This window comes from Shewanella waksmanii (assembly GCF_043643685.1).
Taxonomy (GTDB): domain Bacteria; phylum Pseudomonadota; class Gammaproteobacteria; order Enterobacterales; family Shewanellaceae; genus Shewanella; species Shewanella waksmanii_A.
The window spans coordinates 195104-217649 of sequence record NZ_JBHZSN010000005.1 but is presented as its reverse complement, the minus strand read 5'-3'; the positions used below and the strand labels follow the sequence as shown (position 1 = coordinate 217649).

Sequence of the window (22546 nt, the reverse complement as noted above, 5' to 3'; positions counted from 1 at the left end):
CCGGGTGCATCGGGCAGTAGTATTTGTGCTCACTGGCCTGCTCGTCGCTGCTACCTTCTTTCTCGCCTGTCACGAGAAACATGTTACATTTAGGGCAGCGTCCTGGCTGGTCACTTGTCTCCTCTGGGTGCATCGGGCAGTAATAGTGCTGACCTTGTACCTCAGATTGAGTGTGCTGATGACCGTGGTGATCATGGGATTGCGTCAACCCCACTTGAGGGGTTATTAGTAGCACCGTGCTAAATAGGTAAGCTAGCGCCTGATTTTTTGTTTGATTTGAACTCATAATGCCTCAACTCCACCTATTGCTTAGTGATGCTTATGCTGGTGAGCATTCGCCGTTTTTACTGGTTCTAGGTTCATACCGCACTTAGGGCAGGTATCGCCTTTTTTACCTGTCACCTCAGGGTGCATCGGGCAATCATACTTTGCCTGTGCGTGGTGATGTTTGTCTTTTGGGCAGTTGTCGCACTTATGCTCAGTTGCTTTTGCATGCGGGCAATTCTTATGCTCACCATTGTTAGCGTGTGGGCAGTTTTTGTGCTCAGCGGCTTTTGCGTGTGGGCAGTTTTTTTGTTTGGTATCCGCTGCGACTTTTTCTAGGTCCATGCCGCACTTAGGGCATGAATCACCTTTTACACCTTGTACTTCAGGGTGCATAGGGCAGGCATAGTCTTGAGCTTTATGCTCACCATGTCCATGTTGATGCGCCAAGGCCTGAGGTGCCATAGCAAAGGCTAAAAATGCAGATAATACTAAACTGACTAAGGTTTTCATTTATTCACTCCATCATGATGATGGCCTTTTACTGTGCTCCCAATAGTGTGGGTAGCATAATAGGTAAAGGCTAATATAAAAAATCCCAATTAATATCAGTTGTTTGTTGGTACTAGGCAGAGTTCATTGCACCAGTAGCATGAGATAACAGGCTGTGACCTGATATAAAACTAACTAAGATCAATCGTGATAGATATAAACTGTTGTTAATTAAAAATTTGCGCGTATATCGATGATAAGCTTACACAGCCTAAGCGATTGGAGGGCGCAGATCTCTTGCTAACGAGATAGAGTGGAAATGAGGCATTTGAGTGGCCATGGCGTGTTGCGAACCGTTAAAACCTGACCATGTTTTAACGTCAAACAGAGTGCCTGTCACTGAGATCACCAAGCAGTGGTTACAGTCTGCCTGGCAAGTTCCATTACCGTTACAGCAGTGCTGATTATCCTCGGGAAGCGGAGTTGCAGATAGCTCAGCATCACAGCAGTGGCTGGCTGTTTCCATTGAGGTGACAGTGTGACAACTTGCTCCATTTGTCATTTGCATCATACTGTGGCTTTCTTCAGCTTGCGCCATTGGTACCATAGCAAAACCATTAGACAGCAATACCTGACCTAGCATGGCTAGCAGGGTAAAGATAACTAATGTTTGGCGACGGACGACGTTCAACATGAAAATTCCATTGTATGAGACACGGTAAGTCTATCATGGTTAAGGGAAACTGCATTGATGAATTTCACAATATTCAACACAAGTAATGCAACTTTCCCCTGATAGAGGCGAACCACCTAGCTGCTATTGGCGTGCAAATAGTAGCTTTGACATAAGCTGATGATGGGTCATCAGTGTCACTTGCTCAGCTTGGCCTTCACTACTGCGCAGTGTCAACATAGGTTGTTTAAGGAAATCGTAGGCGTCATCTTCGCTGTAGATTTGCGGAAGCTCTAGTTGGTAGTCAGCTTCGTCAGCAAATTTGACTAACAAATAAAGTGGGTCGGACTTAACCCATGCGCCTGAATCATCGGCATTGGCCGCAAAAATATCATGATACTGTATTTCAATAAGTTGCTGACCTTGTTGAAGATCTACCACTTGATTGTAGCTAGTGTGTTGGCCGTTGACGCCAGTAACCTTAATGGTGTCAGGAAAAGCTAATGTGGTTGCATTAACTTGAGTAGCCAAAAGCAGTGCAGCAGCAAAAACAGTGTTAAGTAAGGTATTCATAATTGACTCCAAAAATGTCTGTAGTTTTCAGGCGCAGCGATACATATCAGTGTTGGCACCTGAGTTTGTGTTAAGCATTTGGGGCACTGTCCCGTTAGATCAGGATGAGGTAGCGCTACAGCGCGATTGGAGGTCGATTAATTGGCGGTAAATAGGCGGTTTCGATAAACCAAACATATTGAATTTGCGGTTTTTCAGCCGCGACCGGCAGCAAACTCACCTGCGCCTGAAGCAATATGCCGTGGGCACTTGCGCAATGGGCTAAGCAATCGCCACTATTAAGCATTTCACATAGCGCATCGCAATCGATAGCAGGAGCATTTGTATGACTGGCGCCACTATTACAGTGACTATCGTTGGTGCTAGAGTGGCTCGTCAATGTATCTGTGGGTTGCCAGACTTCGATATCAGACTGAGCAATTTCACTATCAAGGTTGGCGTGAGAGGCGGCATGAAGATAGCTGGGCATAGCCATCGCTGGTGTGAACAAAGCTTGTCCAACCAAAGCGATAATTAAGAGTCCCTGCATCATTAGCCGTTTCATTATCTGCCATCAGGTCTGAAGGTGAATGTGTTGATAAAGTAGACCGCCACGATTCGAAATTAGTTTCACAAAGATCGGAAATTTCTTCATTGTTTTTGTTGTTTTTCCTAGCTAATTAGGGATTTATATAAATCAAAAAACATGAAAATCTAAATAATTCATCTGTTTAAGGCTAAAACCTTGCGGAAAATGGGTCTATGCATTAGCTTTAGCAATAGCGCATATAGATGCAGGGAAGTGTCAATCTCTAGCTTTTGGTAAATAGAGTTAGAGCTAGCTCTCATTTTGCGCCTTTAAACCCAGATTAAATATGATTAATGGGTTTATAATCTAAACATAGAGATGAAGTGCTGTAAGAATATAAAATAATCATAGTTTTGGAGAAGAGTGATGAACTGGCGTGCACTATTTAAACCGAGCGCGAAATACTCAGTACTAGCCCTATTAGTGGTTGGTATTGTTGTTGGTGTTGTGGGCTATTTCGCTACACAACAAACTTTACACGCAACCAGTACAGATGAGTTCTGTATGTCGTGCCATAGCAATCATTCTTTGAAGGATGAGGTATTGGCATCTGCTCACGGTGGTGGACGCGCTGGTGTGACTGTTCAATGTCAAGACTGTCACTTACCTCACAACCCAGTTAAGTACCTAGTTAAGAAAATCATCGTATCGAAAGATCTATATGGTTACCTAACTATTGACGGTTTCAACACTCAAGAGTGGTTAGATGAAAACCGTAAAGAGCAAGCTGATCTAGCGTTGAAATACTTCAAAGGCAATGATTCTGCTAACTGTACTCACTGTCACACTCGTATCTACGAGAATCAGCCTGAGTCAATGAAGAAAATGGCTAAGAGAATGCACGAGCGCAACTTCAAGAAAGATCCTGCAGAGCGCAAGACTTGTGTAGATTGCCACAAAGGTGTTGCTCACGTTTATCCAAAAGGCTAATCGCCTGAACAGATAGCCGTAAAGCGAAGACTTTTAAAAGCCCCAACATTGATTGGGGCTTTTTTGTGGCCAAAATCTGCTGAATCGTCGACAAAAGTGGATAAACAAATTATCCCAATCGGCATGAGAAAGTGATCTACTCAGAGCTATTTTTGGCCAACTAGTTCGAGACGAATAACTTAAGTAATAGTGGTGCTATTGGGGAAGTTATTCAATGAAGAAGTAGGCAGTCAAAAAAGCGCCCAAAGTGCTAAACTCTCGCTGAGCGATCACATCTTTATGCCGATTGGTATTAGGTTATATCGCAGACTGGATCGTTTAATTACTAGATGAGGGATTAATTGTGATGCGCATTTCCGTGGGAGATTTAACCCACCCGCAAGTGATTGCTTTATTGGAAGAGCATTTACAAGATATGCATTCGACTTCGCCTGCAGAAAGTGTTCATGCGCTCGATTTGACTGAACTGAAGCAATCTTCAGTGACTTTTTGGACCTTGTGGCAGGGTGACCAATTGGCAGGGTGCGCCGCGGTAAAGCAACTGACGCCAGAGCACGGTGAGATAAAGTCGATGCGAACCGCTACGGCATTTCGTCAACAGAAAGTGGCGGCAACCTTGCTTAAACACTTGCTTCGTCAGGCTAAGAGTCGAGGCTATCAACGTTTGAGTTTAGAAACTGGCAGCATGGACTTTTTTATTCCAGCTAGAAAGTTATACCAGAGCTTCGGTTTTGAGGAATGTGGTCCGTTTGCGGATTACCAGCTTGATCCTAACAGTGTATTTATGACCAAGCTGGTGGCGGTTTAACCTTGTTGTGATGGATCTTGATCTAGCACTTTCTGGCGATAAGTTAATAAGCTAAACGCACCAAAAGCGAAGACCTGAAGATAGTCGCTGGCTTTAAGCGATAAATAACGTTTAAACAAGGTATGAAAAATGGCCACTTGAAACAGGTGCATCAACACAGTGACGGCCAACAGAATATAGAGGATGATGGCGATATCACCTTCAAACGGCTGTACTAGGTTGAAGAACATTAACAACCATGCGCCCAAAGTTAATGCTTTGCCGACTAAAATAACAAATTTCATGTCAATTCTCTCAAGTTATTGCTGATGCTACGGTTGATATTGATATAACCGATAAGTGACTTGTCCTGCTTGTTTTTCTTTGAGCAACATCCAATTTGCAGGTACGGCTAACGACGGCATGTCGCTTTCTGTTTCCACATAGATTTGTGCGTTGTCTTTTAGCCAGTGATGTTGGTCCAGTAGGGTAATGGCTTGCGTTGCAAGCCCTTTACGAAATGGCGGATCAATATAAACAATATCGAACTGTTGCTGCGGCTGTTGAGCCAGAATTTGCAACGTGTCTCCATGAGTGACTTGGGCGCGTTGTGGCTCACATTTTAATGTTTGTAGATTTTGTTGCAGTTGCTGCGCAGCACTTTTCTGAAGTTCGATAACATGGGCAAATTGGGCATAGCGTGATAGTGATTCAAAAAATAATGCGCCACTGCCTCCAAAACAATCTAATACGTGCGCGCCAGCAATGTCTCCTGCCAGCCAATTAAATAGCGTTTCTCGGACACGATCTGTGGTTGGACGTAACCCTTCAAGATCATGAATAGGTAAGCGGCGTGAGCGCCATTGGCCTGAAATGATACGTACTTGCCCGCTAGCAGATCGGTTTTTTGCCATTTATCTTTGCCACCATTACATAGATGTTGCCTAGAGTGAGAAAGTGCTAGACTGTCTCGCCAAATATTGGCCGCCATTTTACCTTAAAGCATAGCGAAATGGTGAGTCGCTGTGGTTTATTGCGTTTTGACGAGCATTTTTGTGGCATTTTACCGCAAGTGGCAGGTTAATTTTTGTGATGATTGGGTATAATGCCCTGCATATTTAGTACCCACCGAGTATTTGTGGGGCGCATTTTTTAAATCAGTTAGTTGAGTACTGGTACTACACATGGCAAAGAAAGGTTTTTTTTCCTGGTTTCGTAAAGACAAGTCGAAAGAGGAAGTCAGCAAAGTTGACGCAGAGGTCAGCACACCAGTAAATGTTGAAGAGCAACAAGCCGAGCAGGCCCGTGTTGAAGCGGAACGTGCCGAGGCTGAGCGATTAGAAGTCGAGCGTATTGCCGCAGAGCAAGCTGAGCAAGCCCGTATTGAAGCAGAGCGTGCAGAGGCGGAGCGATTAGCAGCCGAGCGTATTGCCGCAGAGCAAGCTGAGCAGGCCCGTATTGAAGCTGAGCGTGCAGAAGCTGCGAGATTAGAAGCACAGCGTTTGGAGGCTGAGCGATTAGAAGCGGAGCGTATTGCTGCGGAGCAAGCAGAGCTGGCTCGTGTTGAAGCCGAGCGTGCAGAGACTGAGCGATTAGAAGCGGAGCGTATTGCAGCAGAACAAGCAGAGCAGGCCCGTATTGAAGCTGAGCGCGCCGAGGCTGAACGATTAGAAGCAGAGCGCATTGCCGCTGAGCAAGAACAGCAGGCTATTGAAGAAGCCCAGCCAGAACCACAAGCTAAGCCGACTAAAGAAGGATTTTTCGCTCGATTAAAGCGTGGGTTAAAGCGCACTAGTGAAAATATCGGTAGTGGTTTTGTCGGCTTATTTAAAGGTAAAAAAATCGATGACGAGCTGTTTGAAGAGCTCGAAGAGCAATTATTGATTGCCGATGTTGGTGTCGAAACTACCACGCGATTGATTGATAGTTTGACCGAACAGGCTAGCCGCAAACAGCTTAAAGATGGCGAGGCCTTGTATGATTTAATGCGCGAAGAAATGCATAAAACCCTAGCACCTGTCGATGTGCCGTTGGTGCCTGAAAATGCAGATGGCCCATTTGTTATCTTGATGGTCGGTGTTAATGGTGTGGGTAAAACGACGACTATTGGTAAGTTGGCGAAGCAATACCAAGCCAAAGGTAAATCAGTCATGCTAGCGGCAGGCGATACTTTCCGAGCCGCAGCGGTAGAGCAGCTGCAAGTTTGGGGGCAGCGTAACGATATTCCTGTGGTTGCTCAGCATACCGGTGCCGATAGTGCGTCAGTCTTATTTGACGCCCTGCAAGCGGCGCGAGCACGTAACATCGATGTACTGATTGCTGATACTGCTGGTCGACTGCAAAATAAAGGTCATTTAATGGATGAGCTGAAAAAAGTCGTGCGAGTGATGAAAAAGCAAGATGAAACTGCTCCCCATGAAGTGATGCTGACTTTAGATGCGAGCACGGGCCAAAACGCGATTAGCCAGGCCCAGCTGTTTAAAGAGGCGGTAGGTGTCACCGGGATCACCATCAGTAAACTTGATGGTACCGCTAAAGGCGGGGTTATCTTTGCGATTGCGGATAAGTTTGGTATTCCGATCCGTCATATTGGTGTCGGTGAACAGATTGATGATTTACGCACCTTTAACGCTAAAGATTTTGTTGATGCATTGTTTAGTCAGGCTGAAGAAGATAAATCAGCTTAGTTGGACAATGGGTTAGGTTGTTTTTGCAATGCTAAGTCGTTCACGTTAAGTTGCAGGAGCGACATTAAAACAACATCAAAAATATTGGGTAATCATGATTCGATTTGAGCAAGTTAGCAAAGTCTATCCGGGCGGGCAAAAAGCGCTTTCAGACGTGAGCTTTCATATTCAGCGTGGTGAGATGGCGTTTTTAACCGGACACTCAGGTGCTGGTAAAAGTACCTTGCTCAAATTGATTACCGTCATTGAACGTGCTAACGCGGGGCGCGTGGCAATCAATGGTCACGATATCGCTAAAATTAAACGTAGCGATGTGCCTTTCCTTCGTCGAGATATCGGGATGATATTTCAAAACCATCACCTGCTGATGGATCGTAGTGTGTTCGATAACGTCGCCTTACCTTTAGTTATAGAAGGTTTTTCTCATCACGAAATTAAGAAGCGGGTATTAGCATCACTGGATATGGTTGGCCTCTATGGTAAAGAGCGCCACAATCCGATTATGTTATCTGGTGGTGAGCAGCAGCGGGTGGGTATTGCCAGAGCGATTGTTAACAAACCACCGTTGTTATTGGCTGATGAGCCAACAGGTAACTTAGATCCAAAACTCTCTATGGATATTTTGCGCCTGTTTGAAACCTTTAATGATGCGGGTACGACAGTGTTAATTGCTACCCATGATTTAGGCTTAATTGCGCGAATGAAATATCGCACCTTAACCTTAAAACAAGGGCGTGTACTGGGCGGTGATGAGTTAGCGACTTCGGCTAACTTGTCGACTCAATGAGGTGAACAACATGGCACAGCAGCCTCAATTAAATCGTAGTAAATTGCCGCTTTCTGGGCGCATTGTGATGTTCTTTATTCGCCATATTCAACATGCGATGGCAAGTATGGGAGAGCTTTGGCGTAATCCGTTATCATCCTTGATGACCATGGCAGTGCTGGGGGTGAGCTTAAGTTTGCCAGCGGCATTACAGGTGTTGGTGAAAAATGCCGAAACCGTCACTCAATCATGGAATAGCGCCGCTGAAATATCGCTGTTTATCAATGAAGGCCGCAGCGAGCGCACCATTCAGAGTTTAATCACCCGCATAGAGAGTTATCCAGAAGTCAGTGCGGTTAGCTATATTAATCGTGACCAAGCGCTGGAAGAGTTTCAGACCTTGTCAGGGTTTGGTGAGGCATTGGCCTACCTTGATGACAATCCACTTCCTGCCGTTGTCACCGTAACCCCGAGTTTAAAGTTTTCCAGTCCAGCGGGTGCTAGGCAGTTATTACGTAAGTTGGAGCAAGAGGCCGAAGTCAGCTTTGGTCGCCTCGATATTGAGTGGCTTGAACGCCTGCAGGCAGTAGTCAAGCTGCTCGAACGCACTGTGCTGGCGATTGCTGCGCTGTTGGTATTAGCTGTGGTATTAGTGATTGGTAACACGATTCGACTTGCCATCATGAACCGTCGTACCGAAATTGAAGTGATGAAGTTAGTGGGTGCCACCGAGTCCTTTATTCAACGGCCTTTCTTGTACACCGGTATTTGGTATGGCGTGATAGGTGGCGTGTTGGCTTGGATGATAATTAATTTACTTGTTTGGTATTTAGACGGTGCGCTGGCAGAATTGCTGGGTTTATATGGTAGCCAGTTAGAAATGCAGTCACTGACCGTGACAGAACTGGGGCAACTGGTTGCTTTAGCGTCGTTTTTAGGTTGGTTAGGCTCATACCTTTCTGTACGTCAACACCTTAGAGCCATCGAGCCTTCATAGGGCTTTTGGCGCTTTAGATGAACTATTTTTCATTTGCAATGTCTATTAAATTGCGCAAAATTTAATTTGCAGCATTTAGACGGTTGACATCCCTTGTCAGATCACCGATAGTTCATCAACTTGGCTCTATTGAAACACCCGTTCTAGAGCTGCCACAGGAAGTGTCATCTGTACTTCATGTGAAAAAGTTAAAGTTTAACCCGTTGTAAAATGAAACTAGGAGCGTTAATGACAAGTCAAACGCAATCAATGGCACTGATGGTACCCCAAAGCTCAAGCAGCTTAGAGGCGTACATCCATTCTGCTCACAACATTACGATGTTGGAAGCGGAACAGGAGTATGAGCTTGCAAAACGCTTGCAAGAAACCGGTGACCTGCAGGCTGCAAAGCAGTTGATTATGTCGCATCTTCGTTTTGTGGTTCATGTGGCAAAAGGTTACTCAGGTTACGGTCTGCCTCAGGCCGACTTAATCCAAGAAGGCAACATCGGCTTGATGAAGGCCGTTAAACGTTTTGACCCAGATGTGGGCGTACGTTTGGTGTCTTTTGCTGTGCATTGGATTAAAGCCGAAATTCATGAATACGTCCTTAAAAATTGGCGTATTGTTAAAGTTGCGACCACTAAAGCACAACGTAAGTTGTTCTTTAATCTTCGTAAAGCTAAAAAGCGTCTTGGTTGGTTTAGCGATGAAGAAGTGGGTATGGTGGCTGATAGCCTAGGCGTATCTAAGTCAGATGTGACTGAGATGGAATCGCGTATGGCAGCACAAGATCCGGCTTTTGATTTAGCCAGTGACAATGATGATGACCAAGATTATGCTCCTATGCATTACTTGGAGGATCACTCTTCAGATCTTGCCGCTCAGGTTGAAAACGACAACCTAGAAGCCAACAACCAAGCACGACTATTATCTGCAATTAAAACCTTAGATGAGCGTAGTCAGCACATTTTGCAAGCACGTTGGTTAAATGATGAAAAGACCACCTTGCAAGAACTCGCTGAAACCTATCAAGTGTCAGCAGAGCGCATCAGGCAGCTTGAAAAAAATGCCATGAACAAGCTTAAAGGGCGAATGGAAGCCTAACTTGGCTAACTAGTTGACCAATTAACTGCTAAATGATGAAAACCTGCCGCTGGCAGGTTTTTTTGTATTAACCCCCTTTGTATTAACACCCTAGATTTAGCAACTCACTTGCTGTTTAGCTGCGGCAATTATCGCCTTGCGCGAGACTTTTAAGCTTGTTTGCGCAACATGTGGCCAAGGGAAATACTGCCGTGGACGTTTAAAGCGCGCAAGGTTATGGGACAAAAATTCATCTAAATACGACTGCAACGTGGCATGTTGATTGATGCTACCTTTAATAATCGCCGCCGGTAAGTTGCCAAACTTGTCATCAGCGATAGCAAACACAATGGCTTCATCGATATCGGGGTGGCAGCACAATGCTTGCTCAATCTCTTCTGGTTGAATGTTCTCACCACCACAGATGAACATATTGTCACTGCGGCCTAATATGTTTAATTGACCATCATCCAGCCACTCACCCCTATCTTGGGTGTCAAACCAACCGTCTTTATCAACAGGGCAATGCCATGGATGCGCGTGCGAGCTGCGCTCATCGCTCGGGTAAAGATAGCCTTTAAACAGGGTATCGCCTTTGACATATATCTTGTGGTTAACCAGAGTTAATTGACGATAATTGAGTAGCTTACCGCTGCCTTGTTGTGAGGCATCGCCGGTGGTGATTTGCGAGCTCATCTCAGTCATACCATAGCTAGTATATGCGCGACAGCCTAAACGAGACAGTTGCGCGGTGAGTTCACTATTGATTGCGCCACCACCAAGCAGTAAGGCTTTAAGTTGCTGCACCCGCTCAGGCTTATCTTTGAGTAAGCCAATTAGCTGGGTTGCGACCAGTGATAGGTGAGTGATAGGCGCGGCATCAAGTTGTTCAACTAGAGAAAGTTCACCGGCTGGTAGCACTATGGCTGCGCCCGCTAATGCGCAGCGATTAACAATCGCAAGACCGCCGATATGGAAGAGCGGTAAAGATAATAACCAAGCATCTCTGGCTACAATATCGATAAGCTCCGCAGATCCTCGGGCGCTAGCAATATGATTATTAAGACAGTGCACCGCCCCTTTGGGGGAGCCGCTAGAACCTGAGGTTAAAATCACATTACAGGCACGCTGCCAGTCAAATGCTACAGGGGGAGAAGCATGAACCGGTGCTGAACTGTCAATATCAATATCGACAGCGGTGGTATTTTGCGGTGCTAATGATAGATAGTGCGAACTGGTCCAGCAGTAGTCAAAGTCATACCGATCTGACAAAGCGCTGATTTGCGCTGGCGGAAACTTAGCGGAGATAGGGCAAAACAGGGTGCCTATATCAACGCAGGCCCAGTAGAGGATGACTTGTGTTAGCGAGTTATCGTCAATCACCAATAGGCGGCTATTAGCTGTTACGCCTTGCGCCATTAATTGCTGTTTAACTTGACTAACTTGCTGGCTTAATTGGGCATAGCTGATGGCCTGATAGGCCGAGCTGCTTGCTTGCCAAACATAGGCTGCGGTTTGTTGTGGCCACGCTTGTGCGCTATGGTGCAGCGGAGAAAGCGCCTGCGTCATTGCATATCACCCGCTACGGCGACCGATGTCAGTTGCTCAAAGCTCAAGCAAGGTTTTCCCCCTGTCGATACAATAATATCTTGGCTAAATGGTGCTAAAGTATCGATACTAGGTGGCTGGTCAGGACTGAGTTGCTGCGCAAGGTCTTTAATCATCTCGATCCCTAAACTTGACTCTAAACTTGAGCTTAAGATCACCGCAACCCCATGCTCTTGGGCTATTGATGTCCATTGCTGCAGCGGTGAAATATCACCAAGCAACATAGGCTTAATCACCACCGCAGCTAACCCTGGCAGTGGTTCAAATTGATAGTCTGCATGGTTCAAAGTTTCATCTAAAGCAAATGGGATATCGACTGCCTGATAGACCGCAACACAATCTGCAACTGTGGCGCATGGCTCTTCGATATATTCAATCGCCTCGTGAGGCAAACAAGCGAGCATGTCGATGGCATCACCTACCGATAGCCCTTGATTGGCATCAAGCCGAAGTTTTAAATCAGGCCTTATGGCTAAAATGCCGTGGATCATGGCGATCTCTTGGCTTAGCTCGGCTTGTGCCACTTTCACTTTGACGCGGGTGATATCCGAGCCTAACGCGCGAACTTTGTTTTGCAAATCGGTGAGTGACTCATTGCTGTTTTGGTATAACAAAGGAATCTTATTGGGCGTCAGGCGTGCCTCGGGAAGTTGACCGCTTAGTTTAGCGGCCAACATACTTAACCCGTAGGCTAGCGATGGAAAGCGACTGGACTTTGCCGCTGCTTGCAGTCCAGCAATCCCTTGACTGGCTAGCTCAGGTAATAATTTAGCTAACTCGACTTCCACTTCATTTAAGGTTTCTTGGCTAAAACCATGCAATGGTTTGCCTTCAATGTCGACGCCGGATAACGGCGCGATTTCAACATAGTGGTTCTGCTGATCAATACTAGCACTAAGAACCAGCCCTTGGCGGTGATCAATACGTTGGGAGGCGACTGGCAAGTGAGCTGATAGCGCTATACGGTAACGAGATAACTTCAGCGAGAGCTGGCTCATTTGAACTCCTTGAGTAGCTGGGTCAACAAAGACTGGCAAAAAAGCGTGGGCTGAGCCAAGTGCACATTGTGACCCGCGTCCCTGATAACATGTAAGGATAGTTGGGTTTGTTGTTGCCACTGTTGGCCGATTGCAAGGAATTTAGAGTCTTGATCGCCCACATAAAAATGGCATCGGTGCGGTAATAGATTAGGCACCAGAGCTAAGTCTTGTTGTTTTGCCAGTGAGGTGGCGTTATAAATCTCAGCTAAGGCGTCAGGTTGATTATGACTGCGTCGCTGGATTAATGCTTGTCGCTGGGCTGGGTTAAGTTCTGCAAATACTGGCTGTTGGTACCAAAGGGCTAAGAAATCCACCATTGATAGTTGTGCCAGTTTTTGCGCCCATTTACCATCAGCCTGCTTTCTATCGCGTTTGTCTTGTTCACAGGTTAAACCAGGATGACATGACTCTAAATGCAAGCTCAGGATTCGATCAGGAACCTGCTTAGCAATATGCAAGGCGATACGGCCACCTAAGGAATAGCCCAGTAGATGAAAGCGTGCTATGCCGATGGCTTGTAACTGTTGCAAAATCACAGCAACCACATCATCAAAACTATTAATGCCTTGATGTGCTTGAGCCCCATGGCCCGGCAGGTCAATGCTAACGCAGTAAAACTGCTGACTGATTGTCTCAATCACCGTCGACCAATCTTGCTGACTGCCTAAAAAGCCGTGCAGTAAGACGAGTGGCGGATTTTGAGGGTCGCCGTGGCAACTAAACTGGCCCATTAGTGCTGTTTAATCCAAGTTGCTAGTCGAGCAATTTGCTCACTGGCTTGATGTTGGCTTACGCAAACTTCGATGACTGAGGTGCCATTGTAGCAACTCGCCTCGCGGTAGACGGCTTTAAAGGTATCGATATCTTCAATTCGGTTGTAGGGTAAGCCAAACATCGCAGCGGCGTAACCGAACTCTAAGCCATGGGAAAGGCGGTAATAGTCGCTGCGCAATTTCTCATCTGGCACTGGCAGAAGATTAAAAATATTGCCGCCATCATTATTTAAAATCACCACAATGAAGGGGCACTGCCTTTGTTTGCTCAAGGCTAATGAGTTGAGATCATGTAGCTGCGAGATGTCACCGATAATCAAGGTGGTCGCTTGCTCCTGATCGCCAGCAATACCACATGCGGTGGCGAGTAAGCCATCAATGCCACTGGCACCACGATTGGTGTAAATCTTGGGACACTCTGGCGTAATTGGGGCAAACATATCGTATAGGCGTACTGGCAAGCTGTTGCCAATAAACAGTTGTTGACTATGCTGACTAATGTGGCGCACTACGGCCGCCTCACCAAACTCGCCTTGATCGATCTGTTGTTGGAATAAATCCTCGAGCGCCTGATTGTATTGCGTTAATGCCAACGCCCAATGGGCTGATGACGAGCGCGGCCAGGTAAGCTGGCAAAAATGCGACAGTTCAGCTAGCCAAATTTGCTTAGTATTATGCTGTGGATCTAACCGGTGATGGGTGGGTAAAACTTGCCAATATTCTTTCCACTTTTGTTCATCGATAAAGCTCATTAAGCGTTTTGATAATAAGCGGCCTCCAAAAACCAACACTTTTTCTGCTTGGCGTAACAGTGCCGACGCTTTTGGTTGATGGAGTAGTTGGTCAATATGGCCGATCACCCCAGGGTGCTGGCGAAGTTGCGACTGGGCATCAGCTACAATGGGCCAGCCAAGCTTCTGCGATAACGCTACCAATAGCATTGGGTCAGCTTCAGGTGGCAAGGTACCGGCGACAATGATCCCTTTTCCATGGACAAAGCGCGCCAACATATCATTGGCTGGGCTGGCTTGTGGAGCAGGATTCACATATTGAGTATAAGGTGTATGGCCATGCTGCCAATTGCCTAAGCTAGCAAGGTAGTCGGTAAAATCATTACTCATTCGACTAGGATACAAAGGTTCTCTGTACATACAGTTGATGTGAACCGGGCCTTTAGTGCTGGCTAGGGCGTTGTCTATGCTGGTTAGTAGGACTTCAGGTGCGATACTCAGATCGGCAGTCGGTAGATTAATTGACTTGGCATAATTGGCGAAAATGTTAGGTTGCATGATGGCTTGATTCGCACCGCAGTCAATCAGCTCTGGTGGCCTATCTCCAGATAACACAATCAGTGGTACTTGGGTTAGCCAAGCTTCAATAATGGCAGGGTACAGATTGGCGACCGCTGTACCTGAGGTGGTGATAATTGCTACCGGCGCTTGGCTAGACTTAGCCAGACCAAGGGCGAGGAAGCCAAGACCACGCTCATCAAAATGTAAGTGCTGCTTAAGCTTTGTTTGCTTCGCTGCCGCTAGGGTGAGGGGGGTCGATCGCGAGCCAGGCGCAAGACAAACATGTTTGGCACCTAACCTAGCCAGTTCTTCAAGTATTAATGTTCCCCATAAGAGGTTGAGCTCAGCGGTCTTATTGGTTTGCATAGTATTTACCTAACTTATTAACTTGATTAGTTTAACGCGATTTTGCCTTGAGGAGTATGTTTGATACTGATTTTACACTGCCAGTGGTGATGGCTAACCTTTAAAATCCTCGCTAAGCGATTAATAAGTTATTTTTAATTATTATTTTAGTTGCATGATTGTTTAGGCGTTCAATTTAATTAATGGGGTATTTACTTTCGAGGGGGTATAAAAGCATATAAAAATAAAAGTGTATTATTTTTACCTGTTTTTAATTTGAACGGTTCAATTATGTTTGACTAATGTTGAAATTTATAATGTATGTTAATTAAACAAGTAAAGCCGTGAACTATTTAAAATAATTTTGAGCTAGATCTTATATTCATAAACGATCAAATAACGCTTTTTTTAACAATTGTATATATCAAATTTAACCGATAAAAGCTTAAAAATACCTTAATATATGGCTATTTAATTTAATATCATATACTTGCATTTTTAGTGGTTTTAGCTGCTAATGCTAATCATTATCAGTTCATATGTGCTGTTTATCACCTTTACTTAGGAATTTTGTTCATTGAAGCATTTTGCCTAAATCACCATTTAACAAATCCATTTATACAAATTAAATGCATTAATATTGCCGTCGAGTAATTCTGGTTTTTCAATGTTAATTGTTGCGCATTTAATTGTTGATCTGAATCACTGATGGCGCTTTCCGGCAATTGAATTATGCGGTCATAAATAGTGATTTCTATATCATTTTATTAAAGCGAGTTACTCCTACAAATAAACATGCAACCTATATACATTTTAAGGTGTATTTATGAAATGGTATCGACGTTATATAGCCGTATTAAGCACCCTCCTCAGTCTCGGACTGCTGAGCTCCGCTCACGCGACGCCGTGGGACGACCTCAGTAGTGACCAGTTAGAAGCGACCTTAGTAGAGAAGTTCGCCGCAGGTGAGTACTCACCTAAAGGCGCAGACTCTTGCTTAATGTGCCACCGCCGCAGTGAAAAAGTGATGGCCATTTTCGATGGTGTTCACGGTCAAGGTAACAGCAGCCAGTCACCGATGGCCGGTCTGCAATGCGAAGCGTGTCATGGCCCACAGGGCAATCACAACAAAGGCGGCAAGGAGCCGATGATTAGCTTTGGCCCTGACAGCAAGCTGTCGGCCAGCGCCCAAAACAGTGTTTGCCAAGGCTGTCATAACGATGCCCAGCAAATGAGTTGGCACAGCTCGACCCACAACCTTGAAGAAGTGGCTTGCAGTGACTGTCACCAAGTGCATAGCGCTAAAGATCCGGTGATGGACAAGCTGACAGTGAATGACACCTGTACTAGCTGCCACAGCAAAGAAAAAGCGGACATGAACAAGCGCTCATCGCACCCACTGAAGTGGGACCAGATGACCTGTGTTGACTGTCATGCTCCCCACGGCTCGATGAGTGAAAGTGCGCTGACAAAACCGACGGTTAACGATACCTGTTACAGCTGCCATGCAGAAAAACGCGGTCCATTTCTTTGGGAGCACGCGCCGGTAACGGAAGACTGTGTGACCTGTCATAACCCGCACGGCAGTGTGAACGATGATTTATTGAAACATCGCGCCCCTCAGCTTTGCCAACAATGTCATGCCAATGATGGCCATGCGAGTCGCGTGGTGCCAGAGCCAGGTATGGATGCATTCGGTGGCGGTAAGAGCTGTTTGAACTGTCACGGCCAAATTCATGGCTCTAACCATCCTTCAGGCAGCTTGCTGCAACGCTAACGGAGAGCAAGATGAAGTTATTCAAAATGAATGTTATCACGCTGTCGATAATGGCGGTGTCAGGCTCAGCGATGGGTGCCGACTTCGGTGTGGGTAATGCTAATACCTCATCGGTGAACCAGAGCAAGTATGAGTGTAAACGCTGTGGTGACAATAACGGTTACCAAGGCCGTGTCAGTGTGTCGGCGGGCTACAACAATATCAGCGATATCCATGCCGGTAATGCGTTAGGCACCGCAGAAGATGGCGCCATTGGCGCGGTGAGCGGTGATGTGCGTTACCAAGATGAATCAGGTTATCGCGGTCAACTGCAAGCGCATCAATTAGGGATGGACAACGGCTTTTTAAGCTTAAGTGCTGGTAAAGCGGGGTTGTATGAGTTGGCGTTTGATTACAGCAACTTAAAGACCTACCAAGCGGGTGATGTGCAAAGTCAGCTGTGGCACAACAACGGCATGTTGACGCCGAGCGTGAGTGTGAATCAGTTTGATTTAGCCCTTGAGCGGGAAAAGATAGGCCTAGGTTTTGACTATGGCCGCGACTTTTATCGCGCGTCAGTGAGCTTTAGCCAAGAAGACAAAACTGGCCATCAGTCGAGCAGCATTGTGACGCCAAGCCCAGTGAACTTTGGTTTACCGGTGGATGCAACGACCCGTCAGTGGGATGCAGGCTTAGCGCTGAACGGTGACAACTGGATAACCGAGCTGAGCTACATGGGCAGCTTTTACGAGAACAACATCAACCACTTGAGCTTACCGCATCTTAACGATGTGTACGCTGCCAGCCCAGACAACCAAGCTCACCAAGTGTCACTGTCGGGTCAATACCAGCTAAACCGCACGGTGATGAGCGGCCGCTTAGTGACCGGGCGGATGATACAAGACGATGACCTTATCCAGATGAGCGGCAACCCGCTGCAAAGCTGGGATGGACAAGTGGACACCTTAGATGGCCGCTTAGCGGTGACGTCGATGCTGACCAACCGTTTACGCATTGGCGGTAGCGTGGATTACAGCAAGCGCGACAACAAGAGCTCAGTGGCGGAGTTTGCCCAGTACAACTTCAACAGTGTCACAGGGGCCTTTAGACAAAACACCCCACGGGATTATGAGCGCAACACCTACAAGGTGAACGCCAGTTACCGCATCGCCAGTGGCTACCGTATCCAAGCAGGTTATGACCGCAAAGAGGTGGAGCGTAGCTTCAGTGAGCGTGAAGAGACGCATGATGACAGCTTGTGGATGAAGTTTAACGTGCGTGCGTTTGACAACTTCAACATCAACTTAAAGGCGGAGCATGCTAATCGCGGCGGCTCTGAGTATGAAGCAGATGCACTGACTTCATCAGAGCAAAACGCCTTGATGCGCAAGTACTACTTAGCTGACCGCAAACGCAATGCGGTGGAGTTGAGTGTTAACCACAGTCCAGTGCATTGGATGAGCTTAGATATCAACACCCGTTATGCCAAGGATGACTATGACGAGACACAAATCGGTTTAACTGAGTCGGAAGACTACGGCTATGACGTGAGTGTGAGTTTGCAGTTGAGCAAGCATGTGAACGCTTATGGTTTTGCCGGTCAGCAGTGGATTAACTCAGCTCAGGCGGGCAGTCAGTCATTTGGCACGGCGGATTGGTATGGCGACATTGAAGATGAGTTTACCAACATAGGTGCGGGTTTGAGCTATGGCGGTTTGATGCAAGACAAGCTGACCTTGGGGCTGGATTACCTGTTTAGCAACTCGGTGAGTGACACCTATGTGACGACAGAGGGCACACGTCCTTATGGCGATTATTACAGCTATAACCACAGTGCGAGTGTGTATGCGGACTATGCGCTGAATGAGCAGATGGCATTGAAGTTGAGTTATCGCTACGAGCGTTACTACGACACAGATGCAGCGGTAACGGACATCAATAGTATTCCAGGTTTAGTGACCTTGGGTGACATCAATCATGACTATAACGCACACCAAGTGATGTTGTCGTTTAGCTACAAATTGCGTTAATCGCAAGCAGTGAACTACGAGGATAGAGGTATGGAACGTAGAAGTTTTTTGAAAGCGAGTGCAGCACTGGGTTGTGCGGCAACAGTAACGGGTTGTAAGACGAGCTCGGATGATGCCAATGTGAATCCACCTGAGCCACCAGTGACGGATGAAGTGCAGTCATGGTCTGCTTGTTTGGTTAACTGTGGTTCAAACTGTCCAATTAAAGTCTTTAGCCGCGATGGTGTGATCACCCGCGTTGAAGCAGATAATGAAACCACCGATGAGTATGGTTACAACCATCAAATTCGTGCTTGTGCTCGTGGTCGTTCGTTAAAGCAGCGTACTTATGCACCAGATCGTTTAAAAACGCCAATGAAGCGTATCGGTAAGCGTGGTGAAGGTAAGTTTGTACCTATCAGTTGGGATGAAGCGGCTTCAACAATCGCGAGCGAATTATCGCGTATCACCAATGAATTTGGTAACCGCTCTATTTTAAAACTGTATGGTTCAGGCGCATATTATGGCTTCGCAAGCTCAAGCTGCTTTAACCGTCTTTTAAACCTTAATGGTGGTTTCCTAAATATTTATGGTAACTACTCTTGGGCGCAGCAAACAGAAGCGGCTGCGGCAACATGGGCCGGCGGTTCTACCAATGGTAGCTCAATGGTGTGCGTTGAAGACAGTGACCTGTTTTTAGGCATCGGCTATAACCCAAGTGAAATGCGTCAAAGTGGTTCGGGTGAAGGTTATGACTTCTTGCAAGCGATTCAAAAGAATCCAAGCATTGAGCTTATCATGGTTGACCCTCGTTATACCGATTCTATGGCGGGTAAAGAAGACAGCTGGCATGCAATCCGTCCAGGCACAGATGCAGTGTTTGCTGAAGCTATTGCTTATGAAATGATTAGCTCTGGCTGGGTTGCTCAAAACTCTAAGTCTTTCCTAGACAAGTATTGCGTTGGTTATGATCGCGAGTCACTAGTGAAAACTAAAGAAGAGTTTGAAGCCTCTGGTGATGCCACTAAGTTGGAATATGCTAAGCATATTGATGTGGAAGAGAACTACCATGATTACATCTTAGGTGTTGGCAAGTTTAGCGAGCCAAAAACACCAAAGTGGGCTGCGACCATTTGTGGTATTTCAGAAAGCAATATCAAAAACATCGCCCGTAAGATCATGAACGCCCGTGCGCCTTATATCATTACCGGTGCAGGCGTAAACCGTCATGCAAACGGCGAACAAGCGATGCGTGCATGTTACATGCTGCCTTTCTTGACCGGTAAAGTTGGTCAAGCAGGTGTAAACAACGGTGCAATTCCGGTTCAAGGCGGCATGAGAAAGTCTTCAATGTCAGGCCTATCTAACCCGGTTAAAGAGTCGATTTCATTCTTTACTTTCTCTGACGCTATCGAGCGTGGTCATGAAATGACAGCACGTAAAGACGGTGTGCGTGGTATGGAAGATTTAGATACGCCACTTGGCCATGATGTGAAGGCGATTTTTGCAATTAACTCTAACTCGCTGATTAACCAACACTCAGACTCAAATGGCACGCATAAGATCTTAGAAGATGATACTAAGTGTGAGTTGATTGTTGTTGCTGATTGCTGGATGACTCCTTCTGCACGTTATGCCGATATCTTGTTGCCAGATACCAGCTGGTTGGAATCGAACGATCTGATTGACAACAGTTATGCCACAGGTTTGATGGGTTATCTCGTTGCCATGAAAGCGGCGGTTGATCCGATGTGGGAATGTAAGTCTATGTACGACATGTGCGGCGAAATCGCCAAGAAAATGGGCGTATATGGCGAGTACTCAGAAGGTAAGGACGAAGCCGCTTGGTTAGATCAGTTATATGAAGGCACGCGTGGCCAATCTACCAGCGCTGATGCGATTCCACCACTACCAAGTACCTATGAAGAAGCACAAAAAATTGGTGTGTTCCGTTCATTTAATGGCTCTAAGCGTATCGCGCTAGACAGCTTTATTAATGAAGGCAAAGCACTTGGTACGCCTTCAGGTAAAGTGGAAATCTACTCGCTAAGTTTTGCTCAAAAAGCGGCTGAGTGGGAATTTAATGATGAAGTGAAAGGTGATTACATCACGGCACTACCTAAGTATCAGCAAACTTGGGAAGGTTTTGATGATGAAGAGTCACTTGAAGACTATCCATTGCAATTGATGGGCTTTCACACTAAAGGCCGTACTCACTCAAGCTACCACAATGTACCTTGGCTACGTGAAGCGGTAGAAGATGCAGTGTGGATGAACCCACAAGATGCCTACGCTCGTGGTCTAGCACAGGGCGATAAAGTTCACGTTTGGAGCAAGCGCGGAACCATTGAAGTACCGGTACGTATTACTCCTCGTATTCTTCCAGGTGTAGCAGGTCTTGGACAAGGGGCTTGGTATCAACCCGATCCAAATGGTCGTGTCGGACCTTCAGGTCATGTTGTGGATATTGGTGGCTGTATCAACACCTTAACCCGTTACCAACCTAGCCCTGTGGCGAAAGGTAACCCACAACACACAAACCGTGTACAGATTGCAAAAGCTTGATGGAGTAATGAAAGATGACTGAACCAACCCAATATGGTTTTTATGTAGACACCACCAAGTGTACTGGTTGTAAAGCGTGTCATGTATCGTGTAAAGATAGAAAAGATCTGCCCGCAGGTGTGAATTGGCGCCGCGTTTACGAGTATGGCGGCGGTAGCTGGTCAACTAATGCTGACGGTAGTTTCGAGCAAAATGTGTACTCTTACTATATGTCATTAGGCTGTAACCACTGTAATGAGCCAGTGTGTGTCAAAGCATGTCCGACAGGCGCTATGCACAAACGTCGTGAAGATGGCTTAGTGCAGGTGTTTGCTGAGCAGTGTATTGGTTGTGAAAGTTGTGCGCGTGCATGTCCTTACGATGCACCACAGCTGGACCAACAACGTAAAGTGATGACCAAGTGTGATGGTTGTGCCGATCGTGTTGCCGAGGGTAAACAACCTATCTGTGTAGGTTCATGCCCACTTCGCGCGCTGGACTTTGACACCATGGATAACTTGACCGCTAAATATGGTAATGGCGATGGTCACATTGCGCCGCTACCATCAGAAAGCATCACTTCACCAAACCTGATTATCAAGGCTAATAAGCACGGCCAGCCAGTTTCAGGTGGTAATGGTGAAATCTTAAACTTCAAAGAAGTTTAAGCTAATACGGCGCCCTTATTGGGCGCCATTTTGTGAGAAATTACCTATGACAAACAACGAAAAATCAGACCAACTGCTTGCGTTGCAGGCCATCGCTCGCGTACTGCATAACACTTTACTGAGCTATCCTAGTGAAGCGTCTATTCAGGCATTTGTTGATGATGGGCTTGCACAAACTTGGCCGCAGCTTGGTAACTCGCCAATCAATCAGCAGGGCCGGCAGTTACTCGCTGACTTTATTAATCAGTGGTCTGTTGAGCAGTTAAATGATCTAAAGCTCGATTATGGACAATTGTTTTTTGGTCCAGGTGAGCCTACAGCAATGCCATGGGGCTCGGTTTATCTTTGTGAGCAGCAACTACTAAATGATGATTCAACGGTGGCACTGATGGCGTTTTATAAAGAACATCAGATTAGCTTTAACCTTGAATATAATCAGCCGTTGGATCATATCGCGTTAATTTATGCGGTGATTGATCAGTTACTCGGTCAGCTTGCCGAAAATCCAGAAGATAAAGCGATACTTGAGCCTTTGGTGATCTTGTTGCAACAACATTTACTGCCTTGGTCTGGTCGTTGTTTAACCTTAGCTATTGAGCACGCACAATCTGATTTTTACAAGGCGATTGCTATGCTGGCTAAGGACTTTGAAGCTCAGTTGGCGAGCCATCTTCAGGTTGTACCTATGCCAATGCGGTTATTCAGGTAA

General features: G+C 46.2%; 22 protein-coding genes. 11 read left to right on the top strand and 11 right to left on the bottom strand.

What is annotated here, in order from left to right; all coding sequences use genetic code 11:
- The 5 genes from ACHUFW_RS09745 to ACHUFW_RS09725 all read right to left on the bottom strand — a co-directional run.
- Window positions 1-286, bottom strand: a 286-nt coding sequence (locus tag ACHUFW_RS09745) for a heavy metal-binding domain-containing protein (RefSeq protein ID WP_394202592.1), incomplete at its 3' end; no start/stop codon positions are given.
- A gap of 23 nt (window positions 287-309) precedes the next feature.
- Window positions 310-777 carry a heavy metal-binding domain-containing protein gene (locus tag ACHUFW_RS09740; RefSeq protein ID WP_394202590.1) on the bottom strand — a complete coding sequence of 156 codons (468 nt, stop codon included), beginning with the start codon at window positions 775-777 and terminating at the stop codon, window positions 310-312.
- A gap of 250 nt (window positions 778-1027) precedes the next feature.
- Window positions 1028-1450, bottom strand: coding sequence for a hypothetical protein (locus tag ACHUFW_RS09735; protein WP_394202588.1), 423 nt, complete (start codon window positions 1448-1450; stop codon window positions 1028-1030).
- A gap of 123 nt (window positions 1451-1573) precedes the next feature.
- Window positions 1574-2002, bottom strand: a complete 429-nt coding sequence (locus tag ACHUFW_RS09730) for a DUF2057 family protein (RefSeq protein ID WP_394202586.1) — start codon at window positions 2000-2002, stop codon at window positions 1574-1576.
- Window positions 2003-2117: 115 nt separating this feature from the next.
- Window positions 2118-2546, bottom strand: a complete 429-nt coding sequence (locus tag ACHUFW_RS09725; protein ID WP_394202584.1) for a hypothetical protein — start codon at window positions 2544-2546, stop codon at window positions 2118-2120.
- 390 nt (window positions 2547-2936) lie between these two features.
- Between ACHUFW_RS09725 and ACHUFW_RS09720 the strand changes: the two genes are divergently transcribed.
- Both ACHUFW_RS09720 and ACHUFW_RS09715 read left to right on the top strand, forming a co-directional pair.
- A complete protein-coding gene (locus ACHUFW_RS09720; protein WP_394202582.1) occupies window positions 2937-3500 on the top strand; it encodes a NapC/NirT family cytochrome c in 564 nt (187 codons plus the stop codon).
- A 346-nt stretch (window positions 3501-3846) separates the two neighbouring features.
- Window positions 3847-4308 (top strand): GNAT family N-acetyltransferase, encoded by a 462-nt coding sequence (locus ACHUFW_RS09715; RefSeq protein ID WP_394202891.1) that lies wholly within the window; start codon window positions 3847-3849, stop codon window positions 4306-4308.
- Here the strand turns inward: ACHUFW_RS09715 and ACHUFW_RS09710 are convergent.
- On the bottom strand, window positions 4305-4592 hold the full coding sequence (locus ACHUFW_RS09710; RefSeq protein ID WP_394202580.1) for a DUF1145 domain-containing protein: 288 nt from the start codon (window positions 4590-4592) through the stop codon (window positions 4305-4307). The genes ACHUFW_RS09715 and ACHUFW_RS09710 overlap by 4 nt on opposite strands.
- A gap of 27 nt (window positions 4593-4619) precedes the next feature.
- Window positions 4620-5201 carry a 16S rRNA (guanine(966)-N(2))-methyltransferase RsmD gene (rsmD, locus tag ACHUFW_RS09705; protein ID WP_394202578.1) on the bottom strand — a complete coding sequence of 194 codons (582 nt, stop codon included), beginning with the start codon at window positions 5199-5201 and terminating at the stop codon, window positions 4620-4622.
- 270 nt (window positions 5202-5471) lie between these two features.
- Between rsmD and ftsY the strand changes: the two genes are divergently transcribed.
- The 4 genes from ftsY to rpoH all read left to right on the top strand — a co-directional run bounded on the left by ftsY (window position 5472) and on the right by rpoH (window position 9823).
- Complete coding sequence (ftsY, locus tag ACHUFW_RS09700; RefSeq protein WP_394202577.1) at window positions 5472-6974, top strand: signal recognition particle-docking protein FtsY; 1503 nt, start codon at window positions 5472-5474, stop codon at window positions 6972-6974.
- Window positions 6975-7068: 94 nt separating this feature from the next.
- Complete coding sequence (gene ftsE / locus ACHUFW_RS09695) at window positions 7069-7761, top strand: cell division ATP-binding protein FtsE (RefSeq protein WP_394202575.1); 693 nt, start codon at window positions 7069-7071, stop codon at window positions 7759-7761.
- Window positions 7762-7771: 10 nt separating this feature from the next.
- Window positions 7772-8737: a permease-like cell division protein FtsX gene (gene ftsX / locus ACHUFW_RS09690; protein WP_394202573.1), complete on the top strand. Its 966-nt coding sequence runs from the start codon at window positions 7772-7774 to the stop codon at window positions 8735-8737.
- A 228-nt stretch (window positions 8738-8965) separates the two neighbouring features.
- On the top strand, window positions 8966-9823 hold the full coding sequence (gene rpoH / locus ACHUFW_RS09685; RefSeq protein ID WP_394202572.1) for an RNA polymerase sigma factor RpoH: 858 nt from the start codon (window positions 8966-8968) through the stop codon (window positions 9821-9823).
- A 96-nt stretch (window positions 9824-9919) separates the two neighbouring features.
- On the opposite strand, the gene menE is transcribed toward rpoH, so the two are convergent.
- Genes menE through menD form a run of 4 tightly spaced genes read right to left on the bottom strand, consistent with a single transcriptional unit; the run spans window position 9920 to window position 14881 of the window.
- Window positions 9920-11371, bottom strand: a complete 1452-nt coding sequence (gene menE, locus ACHUFW_RS09680; protein WP_394202570.1) for an o-succinylbenzoate--CoA ligase — start codon at window positions 11369-11371, stop codon at window positions 9920-9922.
- On the bottom strand, window positions 11368-12408 hold the full coding sequence (menC, locus tag ACHUFW_RS09675) for an o-succinylbenzoate synthase (RefSeq protein ID WP_394202568.1): 1041 nt from the start codon (window positions 12406-12408) through the stop codon (window positions 11368-11370). Before menC ends, menE begins: the two co-directional genes overlap by 4 nt.
- Entirely contained in the window at window positions 12405-13181 is a 777-nt protein-coding gene (menH, locus tag ACHUFW_RS09670) for a 2-succinyl-6-hydroxy-2,4-cyclohexadiene-1-carboxylate synthase (RefSeq protein ID WP_394202566.1), read from the bottom strand. Before menH ends, menC begins: the two co-directional genes overlap by 4 nt.
- Window positions 13181-14881 (bottom strand): 2-succinyl-5-enolpyruvyl-6-hydroxy-3-cyclohexene-1-carboxylic-acid synthase, encoded by a 1701-nt coding sequence (menD, locus tag ACHUFW_RS09665; protein WP_394202565.1) that lies wholly within the window; start codon window positions 14879-14881, stop codon window positions 13181-13183. The genes menH and menD overlap by 1 nt, the downstream gene beginning before the upstream one ends.
- A gap of 805 nt (window positions 14882-15686) precedes the next feature.
- Between menD and ACHUFW_RS09660 the strand changes: the two genes are divergently transcribed.
- The 5 genes from ACHUFW_RS09660 to ACHUFW_RS09640 are packed head-to-tail and all read left to right on the top strand — an operon-like array spanning window position 15687 to window position 22546.
- Window positions 15687-16637 carry a DmsE family decaheme c-type cytochrome gene (locus ACHUFW_RS09660; protein ID WP_394202554.1) on the top strand — a complete coding sequence of 317 codons (951 nt, stop codon included), beginning with the start codon at window positions 15687-15689 and terminating at the stop codon, window positions 16635-16637.
- An 11-nt stretch (window positions 16638-16648) separates the two neighbouring features.
- Window positions 16649-18646 carry an MtrB/PioB family decaheme-associated outer membrane protein gene (locus ACHUFW_RS09655; protein ID WP_394202552.1) on the top strand — a complete coding sequence of 666 codons (1998 nt, stop codon included), beginning with the start codon at window positions 16649-16651 and terminating at the stop codon, window positions 18644-18646.
- A gap of 30 nt (window positions 18647-18676) precedes the next feature.
- Entirely contained in the window at window positions 18677-21190 is a 2514-nt protein-coding gene (locus ACHUFW_RS09650) for a DMSO/selenate family reductase complex A subunit (protein ID WP_394202563.1), read from the top strand.
- 14 nt (window positions 21191-21204) lie between these two features.
- Window positions 21205-21837 (top strand): DMSO/selenate family reductase complex B subunit, encoded by a 633-nt coding sequence (locus tag ACHUFW_RS09645; protein ID WP_394202561.1) that lies wholly within the window; start codon window positions 21205-21207, stop codon window positions 21835-21837.
- 46 nt (window positions 21838-21883) lie between these two features.
- Window positions 21884-22546: a TorD/DmsD family molecular chaperone gene (locus ACHUFW_RS09640; RefSeq protein WP_394202560.1), complete on the top strand. Its 663-nt coding sequence runs from the start codon at window positions 21884-21886 to the stop codon at window positions 22544-22546.